Consider the following 13,798-nt stretch of genomic DNA (forward strand, 5'->3'; position numbering starts at 1 on the left):
CTATCCCCGGATCGCGTCGATCATGCGCTGGACGTTGTCCGGGTCGGCATCGGGCGTGATGCCGTGGCCTAGGTTGAAGATATGCGGCCCGCCGGAAAAGGCGCGCACCACGCGCTTCGTCTCGGCCACCAGATCCTCGCCCCCCGTCACCAGAAGCCGCTGGTCGAGGTTGCCCTGCACGCAGCCGTCCTTCTGGACATGCGCCGCCGCCCAGTCTGCGGAGACAGAGGAATCGAGCGCGACGCAATCGGCGCCGGTGGCGCGCGCAAACCCCTCGTAGCGCGGCCCGGCCTCACGCGGGAAGGCGATGACCGGCAGGCCGGGGTGGCGCGCCTTCAGCGCGGCGATGATCCGCTTGGCCGGGGCAAGGGCGAAATCGTCGAAATCCTGCCCTTTCAGCGATCCGGCCCAGCTGTCGAACAGCTTGATGACCTCGGCCCCCGCCTCGACCTGCGCGGAGAGGTAGGCGATGGTCCCTTCGGTCAGGATGTCGATCAGGCCCTGAAACGTCGCGCGGTCAGAGGCCTTCAGCGCATGGGCCGGTCCCTGATCGGGCGTGCCGCGACCGGCGACCATATAGGTGGCCACGGTCCAGGGCGCGCCCGCGAAACCGATCAGCGTGGTGTCCTTCGGCAGGTCCCGCGCAAGGATGCGCACCGTCTCATAGATCGGGGAAAGCGTGTCGTGGATCGCCTCGACAGGTTTCAGCTTCGCAAGCTCACCCGGCGTGGTGATCGTGGACAGTCGCGGCCCTTCGCCGGTCTCGAACCACAGATCGGCGCCAAGCGCCTGCGGCAGAAGGAGAATGTCGGCAAACAGGATCGCCGCGTCGAAGCCGTAGCGCCGGATCGGCTGCAACGTGACCTCGGCCGCAAGGTCGGGCGCGTAGCAGAGCGACAGGAAATCCCCCGCCTCGGCCCGCGTGGCGCGGTATTCCGGCAGGTAGCGGCCCGCCTGGCGCATCATCCAGACCGGCGGAACGGGTAGGGTTTCGCCCGCTAGCGCGCGCAGGATCGTCTTGGTCATCGGGGCCTCCATCCGCCCCTTTCACCCCGCCCTGCGACCAGATGTCAAGCAGCCGTCCGCTGCACGGGGCATTGCGCGGGCAATCTGTCGCGGCTATGGCGTGGGTATGACCCGTTTCACGCCCCAGACGCCCCTGAAGATCGGCACGCGCGGTTCCCCCCTTGCGCTGGCCCAGGCCCATGAGACCCGCGACCGCCTGCGCGCCGCGCATGGCCTTGATGAAAGCGCGGTGGAGATCGTCATCATCAAGACGACCGGAGACGACCGCGCGCTGATCGCGGCCGACCGGCCGCTGAAAGAGATCGGCGGCAAGGGGCTTTTCACAAAGGAAATCGAAGAGGCGTTGCTGTCGGGGGCCATCGACATCGCCGTCCATTCGATGAAGGACATGCCGGTCGAACAGCCCGCGGGGCTGATCCTGGACTGCTACCTGCCGCGTGAAGACGTGCGTGACGCCTTCGTGTCGCCCGGTATCGCGCGGCTGACCGATCTTCCCGAGGGGGCGGTGGTCGGATCGTCCTCGCTCCGCCGCCGCGCGCAGTTGGCCCATCGTCGGCCTGACCTGAAACTGGTGGAGTTTCGGGGCAACGTGCAGACCCGGCTGAAGAAGCTTCAGGACGGGGTGGCGCAGGCGACGTTTCTGGCCATGGCCGGGCTGAACCGGCTGGGCATGGCCCATGTCGCGCAAGGCCCGATCGAGGTGGAAGAGATGCTGCCCGCCGTCGCGCAGGGCGCTATCGGGATCGAATGCCGCATGGCGGATGACACGGTCCGCGCAATGCTGGCCGCGTTGCATGACGGCCCGACGGGGGAGAGGCTTGCCGCCGAACGCGCGTTCCTCGCCACGCTTGACGGGTCCTGCGAGACGCCCATCGCCGGGCTGGCGCTGCATGACGGCGCGGGGCTGTGGCTGCGGGGAGAGATTCTGCGCCCGGACGGCTCTGAAGTGATCGGGGGTGAACGGCGGGTGGCCGTGGCCGATGCCGCCGAGGCGGGCGCGGACCTTGCGCGTGAGCTGCTTTCGCAGGCGCCCGCGAATTTCTTCGACTGGCGCTAACCGGCGGGCGGCAGGACCTTTCCGGGGTTCAGCGTGTTCTTCGGGTCCAGCGCGGCCTTGATCGCCCGCATCACATCCAGCGCCACCGGGTCCTTGCGTCGCGCCATCGTCGCGCGTTTCGACAGGCCGATGCCGTGTTCGGCCGAAAAGCTGCCGCCAAGATCGGCCACGATGTCCTCAACCGCCTCGACCACCGCGTCGTGAAGTGCCGGATCATCGCGGGTGGGCAGCGCGGTGTAATGCAGGTTGCCATCCCCCAGATGCGCCACGACAAGGTTGCCCGCGCCGGGATCGAGCTTTTGCAGTTCCGGCTCGATCCGTTCCAGGAAGGCCGTCACGCGATCCAGCGGCAGCGCGATGTCGGTGTCGATGGTGGTTCCCGCCGCATAGGTGATCTCAGAAGCGGCCTCGCGCCGCTCCCAGATCGCGCGGCGCTGTTCGCCGGATGTGGCGATCACGGCGTCGTCGATGGTCCCGTCTTCCAGCATCGGTTCCAGCGCTTCGGTCAGAAGCTCGGTCAGGGGCAGGCTGCCATCGGCGTTCGCGACCGTGTCGCGCGGCGCCGTCGCGCCCAGTTCGATCAGGATCGAGACCGGGTGAATATCGGGCAGGTTCAGCCCAAGGTCGGGCCGCGCGGCGCGGAGTTGCCTCTGATAGGTGTCGGGCATGTATTCGAAGGCCTCGACCATGCCGCCGCTGGCCTCCTGCACCCGGTTCAGCAGCATCAGCGCATCGTCCAGCGACTTCATCCCCAGAACCGCCGTCGCGCGCGCCTTCGCGGCGGGGACAAGCTTCAGCGTCGCGGCGGTGATGACGGCCAGCGTCCCCTCGGCGCCGATCAGAAGATCGCGCAGGTCATAGCCGGAATTATCCTTGTGCAGCGCCCCCATCAGGTTCAGCACCCGCCCGTCGGCCAGAACCGCCTCGACCCCAAGGCAGAGCGCGCGGGTATTGCCATAGCGCAGGACGTTCGATCCCCCGGCATTGGTCGACAGCACCCCCCCGATAGTGGCCGACCCGCGCGCGCCGAACCAGAGCGGGAAGTCAAGCCCGTGTTCCGCCGCGCGGTCATGCAGGGTGGAGAGGATCACCCCCGCCTCGGCCACCGCCACACGCGCGGCGGGGCGCAGGTCACGGATGCGGTTCATCCGCTCCAGCGACAGCATCACCGCGCCCTCGGCATGGGTGGCGCCGGTCAGGCCGGTACGACCGCCCGCGGGCACGATGGCGATGCCGGACGCATTGGCATGGCTGAGGACGGCCGACACCTCCTGCGTCGTGGCGGGGCGCAGGACGGCAAGCGGCTGGCACGGGTAATATCCGGTCGCGTCGACGCCGTAGCGGGCGGCATCCGCGCCGGTCAGAACATGCGCCTTGCCCAGAATGGCCGTGAACGCCGCGATCGTATCCGTCATCTCATCCCTCCCGTATGACGTGCGGAGCATAGCCAACGCGGCGGCCGGGGCAATCCGTCAGCTGCGGGCGGCGCGGGCGATGTCGTCGGCGCTCAGCCGGTAGCGGGCGGCGAAGCGGTGCCGCGCCGCGATCAGGCGCGGATCGTCGGGCCGCATCCCCAGCGTGCGGATGAACGCGATCCGTTGTTGCGATTTCAGCGCCTCTCGATCAATGGCGGTTCCCATGATGCGGTCGATGACCTCTCCGCCCGCCGTGACGTGGAACCATTTCGAGAAATCGCGGAAATGGTGCTGGTTGTGCAGCGTGGCGACATGCCGTTCCAGGGCCGTTTTTCGAACCGGCAGATGCGCGGTGGAATGGAACCACTCATAGGCGAGGAAAGTCAGCCCGCCGCCGACCGCGACGATGGCCGCCGTACCGGGAATGGCCCAGCTTGCGCCGAAAAGGGTCAGCATCGCCCAGATGAGCGTGGTATTCATGAGCAGAACCGGCAGGACGACGAAGCCCGGCACGAAGAAGAGATCGGTGTTCGTCGGGAAATCGTGGTGGCCGTAATGGGCGCGGTAGAGCAGGTCGAACTGCCACTGACGTCGCGGCGGCGGCAGGTGGAAGATGAAGCGGTGCAGGTTGTATTCGTTCAGCATCTGCGCCGGAACGCCCAGAAGCGCCAGCGCCCAAAGCCAGCCCCGCCCGTCCAGCGCGACGACAAGCGCGCCCGCGACGACCACCAGCGCGATGCCGACGATCGGACCGTGACGAAACATCAGCCGAAGCCTTTCCATCAGGCCCTCCCCCGGCCTGTTGCCCTGGCCCGATGCTCTGCCCGCCCGTGCGCCCGGTCAACGCCGACGTGGCGTTATTTCACCCGGCCCAGCAGTTGCACGACCTCTGGCCCCAGCACATCGACGATCAGCCCGACGCCCTTCGCGTTGGGGTGAATGCCGTCGGGCTGCATCAGATCTTTCAGCGCCGCCTGACGGTCGGGCTGGTCGAGGATCGGTTGCAGAAGCGGCTCGCCAAGGATGGCGCCATGCGCGCTGGCAAGATCGGCATAGATCGCGTCGAAGGCGGCCTTGTACTCTGGCCCGTAATTGCCCGGCGCGACCATCGGGACCAGCAGCACCGGCAGTTTGGCGCCCTCGGCCCTGGTCAGGATCGCGTCCAGATTGGCGCGCGCCTCTTCCGGCGGCAGGCCGCGCAAAAGGTCGTTGCCGCCCAGCGTGACGATCATCGCCTTCGCACCCGGCGTCAGCGCCCAGTCGACCCGCGCCAGCGCCGCCGCCGTGGTATCGCCGGAGACACCGGCATTGACGAGGGTCGCCGCCGCGCCATGATCGTCCAGCCAGCGTTGCAACTGCGGGACGAGACCCTCACCCGGCGACAGGCCGTAACCCGCCGTCAGGCTGTCGCCCAGCGCGACGACCTCTGGTCCGGCGGCCAGCGCGGGCGGTGCCGCGACAAAAAGGACCGCAAGCGCAAGGTTGCGCATCGGCCGCCCGGCCCCATATCCAAGGGAATTGCAGACTGACATAAAGTGACGGAGCCCGCGCATGACCGACCCGATCCTCGACCTGCGCGCGGTGGGGCTGACGCTTGCCGGAAACGCCGGCCCGGTCGAGATTCTGAAGGGCATCACGCTCTCCGTCGGCAAGGGCGAAAGCGTCGGGCTGATCGGTCCGTCGGGGTCTGGCAAGTCGTCGCTCCTGATGTTGCTCGGCGGGCTTGAGCGCGCCAGCACGGGCAGCGTCCGCGCGCTGGGTCAGGATCTGACGGCGATGGACGAAGACGCGCTGGCACGGTTCCGCAGACAGAATATGGGCATCGTCTTTCAGTCCTTCCACCTGATTCCGACGATGACCGCGCTTGAAAATGTCGCGGTGCCGCTGGAACTGGCCGGGGTGCGGGATGCGTTCGCGCGCGCGGAGGAGGAGTTGCGCGCCATTGGCCTCGGCGGGCGGCTCGATCACTATCCGGCGCAGATGTCGGGGGGCGAACAGCAGCGCGTGGCGCTGGCGCGCGCCGCCGTGCCGCGCCCGGCGATCCTTCTGGCGGATGAGCCGACCGGCAATCTGGACGGGGCGACCGGCGAGACGATCATGGAGCTTCTCTTTGACCTGCGCGACCGGCATGGCGCGACGCTGGTCCTTGTGACCCATGCGCCCGAGCTTGCCGCGCGCTGCGACCGGATCGTGCGGCTTCAGGACGGCACCATCGCGGGCGAGGATCGCAGGGCCACGACCCTTGCCGGGGTCGGGGAATGAGGCTTCCGGTCGCTGTCCGGCTTGCGCGGCGCGAGTTGCGCGGGGGTGTGCGGGGCTTTGCCGTCTTCCTCGCCTGCCTCGCGCTTGGCGTCGCCGCGATTGCCGCCGTCGGCACCGTGCGCGGCGGGATCGAGCGGGCGCTTGCGGATCAGGGCGCCGTCCTGCTGGGCGGGGATGCGCAGATGTCCTTCACCTACCGCTATGCGTCGGATGAAGAACGCGCCTTCATGGACCGGACCGCGACGCGCGTGTCCGGGATCGTGGATTTCCGGTCCATGGTCGTGCGGGGTGAGGGCGAAGCGGCCGAACGCGCGCTGACGCAGGTCAAGGCGGTCGATGATGCCTATCCGCTGACCGGGGCGCTGCAACTGGCCCCTGCGATGACCCCGGCCGAGGCCTTCGCGGCGCAGGGCGGGCTGCCCGGCGCGGTGATGGACCCGGTTCTGGCCGACCGGCTGGGCCTGAAACCCGGAGACAGGTTCAAGCTGGGCCGCAACGCCTTTCACCTGACGGCGGTGATCGAACGCGAACCCGACAGCGCGACGGGCGGGTTCAGCTTTGGCCCCCGCACCATCGTCAAGGCCGCCGACCTTGCCGGGTCCGGGCTTCTTGAACCGGGAAGCCTGTTCGACACCCGCTATCGCCTCCTCCTCCCCCCCGGCACCGATCTTGCGGCGTTCGAGGCCCGCGCGGCCGCGGCCTTTCCCGACAGCGGCATGCGCTGGCAGGACGCCCGCAACGGCGCACCGGGGACGGAGCGGTTCATCGACCGGATGAGCTCCTTTCTCGTCCTCGTCGGACTGGCGGGGTTGGCGGTGGGTGGTGTCGGCATCGCCTCGGCCGTGCGGTCCTATCTGGATGGCAAGATCGAGACCATCGCCGCGCTGAAGGCGCTTGGGGCCGAAGGGCGGACGATCTTTGCCACCTACCTGATCCAGATCGCGGCGCTGACGGCGCTTGGGGTGGGGCTTGGCCTTGTCCTTGGCGCGGGGCTGCCGATCCTTGCCGGGCCTGCCATCGCGGCGGAACTGCCGATCCCGGTGTCCATCGGCATCGACGGGGCGGCGCTGGCCGAGGCGGCGCTTTACGGCGTGCTGACCGCGCTTGTCTTCGCGCTTTGGCCCTTGGCCCGGACGCGCGCGGTTCGCGCCGCGGCGCTGTTCCGCGACCTTGGGCCAGAGCGGCGGCGCTGGCCGGGATGGCCGCTGGCGCTGACGATGGCGGGGCTTCTGGGCGCGCTGATCCTGTCGGCGGTGACGCTGTCGGCCTCGCGCCCGCTGGCGCTTGGGACGCTGGCGGGGATTTTGGCGGCGCTGCTTCTTCTGACCCTCGCCGCGCTCCTCCTGCGCCGCCTCGCCCGCCGCATGGGGCGCAATGCGCGTGGCCGCCCGGCGCTGCGCCTTGCGCTTGCCGCCATCGGTGGCCCGAGAGAGGAGGCGACGGCGGTCGTCCTGTCGCTTGGCCTTGGCCTGTCGGTTCTGGCCGCCGTCGGGCAGATCGACTGGAACCTCCGCAGCGCCATCGCGCGCGACCTGCCCGATGTTGCGCCCTCCTACTTCTTCGTCGACATTCAGCCCGGCCAGATCGACGGCTTCCGCGACAAGCTTGCCGCCAATCCGGGCGTTACCAAGGAAGAAGACGCGCCGATGCTGCGCGGGGTGCTGACGAAGATCAACGGGGTGGATGCAGAGAAGGTCGCCGGCAATCACTGGGTCCTGCGCGGCGACCGTGGCCTGACCTATTCCGCCGAGCCGCCGCCAAACACCCGCATCACCGCCGGAACCTGGTGGCCGAAGGAGTATGGCGGCGCGCCGCAGGTCAGCTTCGCGCGGGAAGAGGCAGAGGAACTGGGCCTGAAGCTGGGCGACAGGATCACCGTCAACGTCCTTGGCCGCGATGTGGAGGCCACGATCACCTCGTTCCGCGAGGTGGATTTTTCCACCGCCGGGATCGGCTTTGTCATGGTGATGAACCCTGCCGCGCTGTCCGGCGCGCCGCACAGTTTCATCGCCACCGTCTATGCCGACCGCAGGGCAGAGGCGCCGGTCCTGCGCGAACTGGCCTCGGCCTATCCCAACATCACCGCGATCCGCATCCGCGACGTCGTGGACCGCGTCAGCGAGGCGCTTGGCGCCATCGCACGGGCCACCTCGGTCGCCGCCGGGGTGACGCTTCTGACCGGGCTTGTGGTACTGATCGGGGCGGCGGCGTCGGGAGAGCGGTCACGGGTCTATGAGGCGGCGGTGATGAAGACGCTGGGCGCGACGCGCGCCACGATACTGAAAAGCTTTGCGCTGCGGTCTGCCCTGATGGGCGCGGCGGCGGGGGTGGTCGCGGTCCTGTTCGGCGGCCTTGCCGGTTGGGCCATCATGTATTTCGTGATGGATGCCACCTTCCGGTTCGAACCCGTCTCGGCCATCGCCATCGTTGCGGGCGGGGCCATCGTCACGCTACTGGCGGGGCTGCTGTTCGCCCTGCGCCCGCTGGCCGCGCGGCCCGCGACGGTGTTGCGTGGGCGCGATTAGACGCGCATTCTGGTCACACTTGGCCAGATTGTGCGCATTTCCACATGATTCCGCCCCTGAAACGCCAGAATTGTTGCCAGAATCGCATCAAATGGCACCCGAGCGTGCCGGATGCGTTCTTCCGAGTTGAAATTGAGGAGCCGTGACAATGCTGACCCGCCGCCAGTTCGCCCAAGGTACGGCCGCCGCCGCGCTGACCCTTACCGCCGCGCCGGCCCTTGCCGTGATCGGGAATGACATCAACCTGCCGCCCGCGCCGCTGCCCGGTGTCTCCATCGCGCCCGAATTCTACCCCGCCGTCTTCCGCGTGAAGCGGGAGTTCGAGCCGGGTTCGATCATCGTCATCTCCTCGCAGCATTTCCTGTATTACATCGTCCGCAAAGGTGTCGCGATCCGCTACGGCGTTGCCGTGGGCAAGGCGGAGCTGGTGTTCCGCGGCGCCTGTTCGGTCGGCAAGAAGGTGGAATGGCCAAGCTGGAAGCCCACGCCCGAGATGATCGCGCGCAATCCGCGCGCCTACAAGAAATACGAGGATGGCATGGAGGGCGGGCCGCGAAACCCGCTCGGTGCGCGGGCGATCTACCTTTACCAGAACGGGCGCGACACGGCGATCCGCATCCATGGCACGACCGAGCCGAACTCCATCGGCCATTCGGTGTCGAACGGCTGCATCCGCATGGTCAACGACCATGTGATCGACCTTTACAACCGGGTCGCCATCGGCGCGCCGGTAACGGTCTACTAAAGCGTTTCGGGTTTGCTTTGAGAACGTAAGTGCCAGAATTCGAACGAAATAAGTTCGAATTCTGAGTCAGTGCAAACCCGAAATGCCATCGCCCCCTTCCGGCCCGCGGCCCGAGCGGTTAGAGAGGGCGCATGGCCCTGACCCTGACCTCTGTGACCGATCCGCTGACGCTTGGCTTCGACGCGGTGATCGACGTGCGTTCCCCTGCGGAATTCGCCGAGGATCACCTGCCGGGTGCGATCAACCTGCCCGTCCTCGACGATGCAGAGCGGGCGAGGGTCGGCACGATCTACAAGCAGGAGTCCCCCTTCCTTGCCCGCAAGATCGGCGCCGCGCTGGTGGCGCGGAACGCCGCGCGGCATCTGGAGGACACGCTGGCCGGGATGCCCGGCGGATGGCGGCCGCTGGTCTATTGCTGGCGTGGCGGGCAGCGGTCCGGGTCCTTCGCCACGATCCTGTCCCAAGTCGGCTGGCGGGTGGAGCTTGTGCAGGGCGGCTACAAATCCTGGCGCAAGCTGGTGGTCGGGGCGCTTGAGACACCGCCCGCCGCGCCCGTCGTCGTGCTGGACGGCAATACCGGATCGGCGAAGACAGAGCTTCTGTACCACCTCGCCGCCCTCGGCATGCAGATCCTTGACCTTGAGGGGCTGGCGAACCATCGCGGATCGCTGTTCGGGCATATGCCGGGCGGGCAGCCATCGCAAAAGGCATTCGAGGGGCGTGTGGCGACCGCCTTGACGCAGCTTGACCCCAAAGCGCCGGTGGTGGTCGAGGCCGAAAGCTCCCGCATCGGGGATCTGTCGGTGCCGAAGGGGCTTTGGGCCGCGATGACCGCCGCGCCCCGCATCCATATCCGCGCACCGCTTGACGCCCGCGCCGCCTATCTGGCGCACACCTATGCCGATGTCAGCGCCGATACCGGACGCCTGACCGGCATCATCGACCGGCTGCGGCCTTCACACGCGGGCGAGGTGATCGAAAGCTGGCTCAGGCTCGCCTCGGACGGGCAGACCCAGGTTCTTGCAGCCGACCTGATGCGCCGCCATTACGATCCGCGCTACGAAAAGCACCGCGCCCGCTATGCCCGCCCGGAGGATCCCGAGGTCGCCGCGCCGGACCTGTCACCAAAGGCGCTACCCGATCTGGCGGGCCGCATCGCGGCGGCGATCACCGGGCTGCCCGCGCTTTAGCATTTCGGGTTTGCACAGACTCAGAATTTGAACTTATTTCGTTCGAATTCTGATGCTTAATTTCTCAACGAAAACCCGAAACGCTTTAGTTGTCCACCGTCAGGAACGGCTTTCCATCCTCGACCGCGCCGATGATCGTCGCGCCCTCTCCCGCGTCGCGCAGCCGGGCCACGATGTCGCGCGCGTGGGAGGCAGGCACAGCGGCCAGCAGTCCCCCCGCCGTCTGCGGATCGAACAGCAGGTCCGCCCGCGCGCTTTCGGTCCAGAACATCCGCGACGTCACGGCCTTGTTCGACGGTAGCAGGGTAGAACCATGGCCCGAGGCCGACAGCGCCTCGGCCCCGTGCAGCAGGGGCACATAGGTCATGTCGATCCGCGCGGCGGTGCCGGAGGCGTCCATCATCTCCATCAGATGCCCGGCAAGGCCAAAGCCGGTGACATCGGTCATCGCATGGGCATGGGCCGCCAGAAGCCGCGCCGCCGCCCCCTGCGGCCGCGCCATCGAGGCCAGGCAACGCGCCACCACGTTGCCATCCGCCGCACCCTGCATCTCGGCCGCGAGGACCACGCCGGTGCCGACGGGCTTGGTCAGGACCAGCCAGTCGCCCGGCTTCGCCCCGGCGATGGAAATCGGGCCGTTGATCGACAGGCCGGTGACGGTGAAGCCCACCGTCATCTCCGCCCCCATGGTCGTGTGGCCGCCGACGATCTCCGCGCCTTCGGCGGCAAAGACCTCGGCCGCCGCCGCCATCACCTCGCGCAGCGTCTCACGCTGAAGCGCGGGGGCCATGCGCGGCAGGATCAGTTGCGACAGCGCCACCTGCGGCCGCGCGCCCATCGACCAGACATCGCCCATGGCGTGAATGGCGGCGATGCGCGACAAAAGCCACGCATCCTCGGTAAAGGCGCGCAGGTGGTCGGTGGTCAGCACCTGCTGCGCCTTGCCGCAGACCAGCACCGCCGCATCGTCCCCCGGCCCCATCAGCACATCGGCCCGCCCCACGCGCGGCAGATCGACAAGGACCGATGCCAGATCGCCGAAGCCCACCTTGGCGCCGCAACCGGCGCAAAGCGGCTTGTCGCCCATCACCTCGCGCACGCCTTCCGCCACCGTCGCGGGCAGGGGTGGGACGGCCATCTTCGGCAGGTCGTGGAACTTCTCCATGAACTTGCGGTCGATCCGGTCCTTCCAGCGCCAAAGCGCGGGCCGGTCGAGCCTGAGGCCCCACTTGTCCGCGACCGCCCCCTTGCCGCCGGTCGAGATCAGCTTCAGGTAGTCCTTCTGCGGGCGGTAGCGCCGGAGCGTCCCGCTACCGCTGAGCGCGGCCCTGAGGTTGTCGTAAAGCACCGGCGCCTGCCGCACCGCATAGACCCCGGCCTTGGGGCGTGGCGCCCAGGTCATCGCGGCGATGTCGCCACAGGCAAAGACCGCCGGATCGGTTTCGGATTGAAGCGTCTCGGTCACCGCGACAAAGCCTGCGTCAAGCGCAAGGCCCGTCGTCCCCAGCCAGGGCGCGGGGCGCGTGGCCGCCGTGCCAAGGACAAAGCCCGCAGGTACATGGCGCCCGTCGCTGAGGTAAACGCCGGTTTCGTCCACGCCCATCGCGGGCAGCCCGGCCAGCAGATCGACCCCCGCCCGCTCCAGATGCGCAAAAAGCGCCCGCTGCGCGCCCTTGCCCAGCGCGGCAAGCGGGGCCGTTCCCTCGACCACCGTCACCTTCGCGCCGTCGCCCAGCCGGTGCGCGGCGGCCAGCGCCAGTTCCACGCCCGCCACGCCGCCACCGATCACCGCCACCACCGGCGCGCGCTTGCCCGCCCGCACGTCGCGGACGAACCGTTCCCAGCGGTCGGCGAAGGCATCGAGCGGCTTGGCCGGCACCGCATGATCGGCGAACCCCGGCAGGTCCGGCATCTCCGCCGTGATACCGATGTCGATCGAGGCGATGTCATAACCCACATCCGCGCGGCCCGGCACGATCACCCGCCGCGCCTGACGGTCGATGCCCGCCGCGCGGCCAAGGATCACCCGCGCACCCGCGAAACGGGCCAGCTTCACCAGGTCGATCTGCAACGCCTCACGCGGGTAATGGCCCGCGATATGGCCCGGCAACATCCCCGAATAGGCCGCCGTCGGCGTCGGGTTGATGACCGTCAGCCGGACACCCGGCAGCGGTTTCATCCCCCACATGCGCAGCACCAGCGCATGGGTATGCCCGCCCCCGATCATCACAAGATCGCGCGTCAGTGGGATCTGCGGCTGCATGACGGCCCCTCCTTCTGGCCCCTTCGTAGCCGCTCCTCCCGGATTTGGCGATGGGTGGACTTGGCCGGGGGCCATTTGCGCGGTAAGGACGGGCAGCGGGGCAACGGAAACGGACAGATGCGGGTCTATATCAGCGGCGCGGCCGGGTTCATCGGCTACCACCTCGCCCGGCTCCTGCTGGACGAAGGGATCACCGTCCGGGGCATGGACGGGATGACGGATTATTACGACGTCAGCCTGAAGCGCGGGCGCCTCGCGGGTCTGATGCAGCACCCCGGTTTCAGCTTTGCCGAATTCATGCTGGAAGATGCCGCGCGGCTGTCGCAGGACATCGCCGAATTCCGCCCCGACGCCATCGTCCATCTCGCCGCGCAGGCGGGCGTGCGCTACAGCCTCGAAGCGCCGCGCAGCTATCTCTCGTCCAATATCGAAGGGACGTTCAACATCATCGAGGCGGCGCGGGACGCCAGGGTCGGCCATCTCCTCCTCGCCTCGACCTCCTCGGTCTTCGGCGCGAATACCGACATGCCCTACCGGGAGCCGGACAAGGCCGATACCCAGGTCTCGCTCTACGCCGCGACCAAGAAGGCCACCGAAAGCCTCAGCCACGCCTGGGCGCATCTTTACGCCCTGCCGACGACCTGCTTTCGCTTCTTCACCGTCTACGGCCCCTGGGGTCGGCCGGACATGGCGCCCTTCAAGTTCACCCGCGCGATCCTCGCCGGGGAGACGATCGACGTCTACGGCCACGGCAACATGTTCCGCGACTTTACCTATGTCACCGACCTTACCCGCGCGATCCGCCTGCTGATCGACGCCATCCCGGAACGCCCCGCCAGCCCCGATGAGATCGCCAAGGGCGACAGCCTGTCCCCCGTCGCGCCCTGGCGCGTGGTCAATATCGGCAATGGCGAGAAAGTCGCGCTTGAGGATTTCATCGCCGCCATCGAGGCCGCAACCGGCAAGGCCGCGCAGAAACACTATATGGAGATGCAGAAGGGCGACGTCCCGGCGACCTGGGCCGATAACAGCCTTCTGCGCCGCCTGACCGGCTACCGGCCTGAAACGAACATCCGCGACGGGATGGCGGAATTCGTCAAATGGTACCGCGACCACTACCGGCTTTAGGCGGGATTTTCGCGCTTGACGGGGCCGGGGGGCTGGCATACCTAGCTGCCCCAGTGGCCAGGTAGCTCAGCTGGTTAGAGCACGCGACTCATAATCGCGGGGTCGGCGGTTCAAGTCCGCCCCTGGCCACCAAATCCCCCTTAAAACCTTAAAATCCCGCTGAAACCCGGTTTTTGGCGCGCTATCC

At 68.1% G+C, this 13,798-nt stretch carries 11 protein-coding genes and 1 tRNA gene; 7 read left to right on the top strand and 5 right to left on the bottom strand.

Features of this window, described 5'->3' with window-relative positions; all coding sequences use genetic code 11:
- On the bottom strand, positions 1–1,026 hold the full coding sequence (hemE, locus tag LX70_RS09465; RefSeq protein WP_105514708.1) for a uroporphyrinogen decarboxylase: 1,026 nt from the start codon (positions 1,024–1,026) through the stop codon (positions 1–3).
- Between the two features lie 106 nt (positions 1,027–1,132).
- On the opposite strand from hemE, the gene hemC reads away from it, so the two are divergent.
- Positions 1,133–2,083 carry a hydroxymethylbilane synthase gene (gene hemC, locus LX70_RS09470; RefSeq protein ID WP_105514434.1) on the top strand — a complete coding sequence of 317 codons (951 nt, stop codon included), beginning with the start codon at positions 1,133–1,135 and terminating at the stop codon, positions 2,081–2,083.
- On the opposite strand, the gene LX70_RS09475 is transcribed toward hemC, so the two are convergent.
- The 3 genes from LX70_RS09475 to LX70_RS09485 form a co-directional block, all read right to left on the bottom strand.
- Positions 2,080–3,498, bottom strand: coding sequence for an FAD-binding oxidoreductase (locus LX70_RS09475; RefSeq protein WP_105514436.1), 1,419 nt, complete (start codon positions 3,496–3,498; stop codon positions 2,080–2,082). The two genes, hemC and LX70_RS09475, sit on opposite strands and share 4 nt — an antisense overlap.
- Before the next feature lie 57 nt (positions 3,499–3,555).
- A complete protein-coding gene (locus LX70_RS09480) occupies positions 3,556–4,281 on the bottom strand; it encodes a sterol desaturase family protein (RefSeq protein ID WP_105514438.1) in 726 nt (241 codons plus the stop codon).
- Between the two features lie 74 nt (positions 4,282–4,355).
- Positions 4,356–4,988, bottom strand: coding sequence for an arylesterase (locus LX70_RS09485; RefSeq protein WP_105514440.1), 633 nt, complete (start codon positions 4,986–4,988; stop codon positions 4,356–4,358).
- Between the two features lie 61 nt (positions 4,989–5,049).
- On the opposite strand from LX70_RS09485, the gene LX70_RS09490 reads away from it, so the two are divergent.
- The 4 genes from LX70_RS09490 to mnmH all read left to right on the top strand — a co-directional run bounded on the left by LX70_RS09490 (position 5,050) and on the right by mnmH (position 10,220).
- Positions 5,050–5,760, top strand: a complete 711-nt coding sequence (locus LX70_RS09490; RefSeq protein ID WP_105514442.1) for an ABC transporter ATP-binding protein — start codon at positions 5,050–5,052, stop codon at positions 5,758–5,760.
- A complete protein-coding gene (locus LX70_RS09495; RefSeq protein ID WP_105514444.1) occupies positions 5,757–8,285 on the top strand; it encodes an ABC transporter permease in 2,529 nt (842 codons plus the stop codon). The genes LX70_RS09490 and LX70_RS09495 overlap by 4 nt, the downstream gene beginning before the upstream one ends.
- Positions 8,286–8,433: 148 nt before the next feature.
- Positions 8,434–9,030 carry a L,D-transpeptidase gene (locus tag LX70_RS09500; protein ID WP_105514446.1) on the top strand — a complete coding sequence of 199 codons (597 nt, stop codon included), beginning with the start codon at positions 8,434–8,436 and terminating at the stop codon, positions 9,028–9,030.
- A 131-nt stretch (positions 9,031–9,161) separates the two neighbouring features.
- Complete coding sequence (mnmH, locus tag LX70_RS09505; RefSeq protein ID WP_105514448.1) at positions 9,162–10,220, top strand: tRNA 2-selenouridine(34) synthase MnmH; 1,059 nt, start codon at positions 9,162–9,164, stop codon at positions 10,218–10,220.
- An 85-nt stretch (positions 10,221–10,305) separates the two neighbouring features.
- Here the strand turns inward: mnmH and selD are convergent, their stop codons facing one another.
- A complete protein-coding gene (selD, locus tag LX70_RS09510) occupies positions 10,306–12,483 on the bottom strand; it encodes a selenide, water dikinase SelD (RefSeq protein ID WP_105514450.1) in 2,178 nt (725 codons plus the stop codon).
- Between the two features lie 117 nt (positions 12,484–12,600).
- Here selD and LX70_RS09515 point away from each other — a divergent pair, with 117 nt between their 5' ends.
- Both LX70_RS09515 and LX70_RS09520 read left to right on the top strand, forming a co-directional pair.
- Positions 12,601–13,611 carry an NAD-dependent epimerase/dehydratase family protein gene (locus LX70_RS09515; RefSeq protein WP_105514709.1) on the top strand — a complete coding sequence of 337 codons (1,011 nt, stop codon included), beginning with the start codon at positions 12,601–12,603 and terminating at the stop codon, positions 13,609–13,611.
- Between the two features lie 55 nt (positions 13,612–13,666).
- A tRNA-Met gene (locus tag LX70_RS09520) sits at positions 13,667–13,743 on the top strand.
- Positions 13,744–13,798: the final 55 nt, after the last annotated feature.

Origin of the sequence: Albidovulum denitrificans, assembly GCF_002973535.1 — a bacterium.
GTDB classification, from domain to species: domain Bacteria; phylum Pseudomonadota; class Alphaproteobacteria; order Rhodobacterales; family Rhodobacteraceae; genus Albidovulum; species Albidovulum denitrificans.

Excerpts from the sequence above, each read along its gene's own strand:
- selD (WP_105514450.1), bottom strand. The coding sequence starts at position 12,483 with ATGCAGCCGCAGATCCCACTGACGCGCGATCTTGTGATGATCGGGGGC.
- LX70_RS09480 (WP_105514438.1), bottom strand. The coding sequence starts at position 4,281 with ATGGAAAGGCTTCGGCTGATGTTTCGTCACGGTCCGATCGTCGGCATC.
- hemE (WP_105514708.1), bottom strand. The coding sequence starts at position 1,026 with ATGACCAAGACGATCCTGCGCGCGCTAGCGGGCGAAACCCTACCCGTT.
- LX70_RS09485 (WP_105514440.1), bottom strand. The coding sequence starts at position 4,988 with ATGCGCAACCTTGCGCTTGCGGTCCTTTTTGTCGCGGCACCGCCCGCG.
- LX70_RS09515 (WP_105514709.1), top strand. The coding sequence starts at position 12,601 with ATGCGGGTCTATATCAGCGGCGCGGCCGGGTTCATCGGCTACCACCTC.
- mnmH (WP_105514448.1), top strand. The coding sequence starts at position 9,162 with ATGGCCCTGACCCTGACCTCTGTGACCGATCCGCTGACGCTTGGCTTC.
- LX70_RS09490 (WP_105514442.1), top strand. The coding sequence starts at position 5,050 with ATGACCGACCCGATCCTCGACCTGCGCGCGGTGGGGCTGACGCTTGCC.
- LX70_RS09500 (WP_105514446.1), top strand. The coding sequence starts at position 8,434 with ATGCTGACCCGCCGCCAGTTCGCCCAAGGTACGGCCGCCGCCGCGCTG.
- hemC (WP_105514434.1), top strand. The coding sequence starts at position 1,133 with ATGACCCGTTTCACGCCCCAGACGCCCCTGAAGATCGGCACGCGCGGT.
- LX70_RS09495 (WP_105514444.1), top strand. The coding sequence starts at position 5,757 with ATGAGGCTTCCGGTCGCTGTCCGGCTTGCGCGGCGCGAGTTGCGCGGG.
- LX70_RS09475 (WP_105514436.1), bottom strand. The coding sequence starts at position 3,498 with ATGACGGATACGATCGCGGCGTTCACGGCCATTCTGGGCAAGGCGCAT.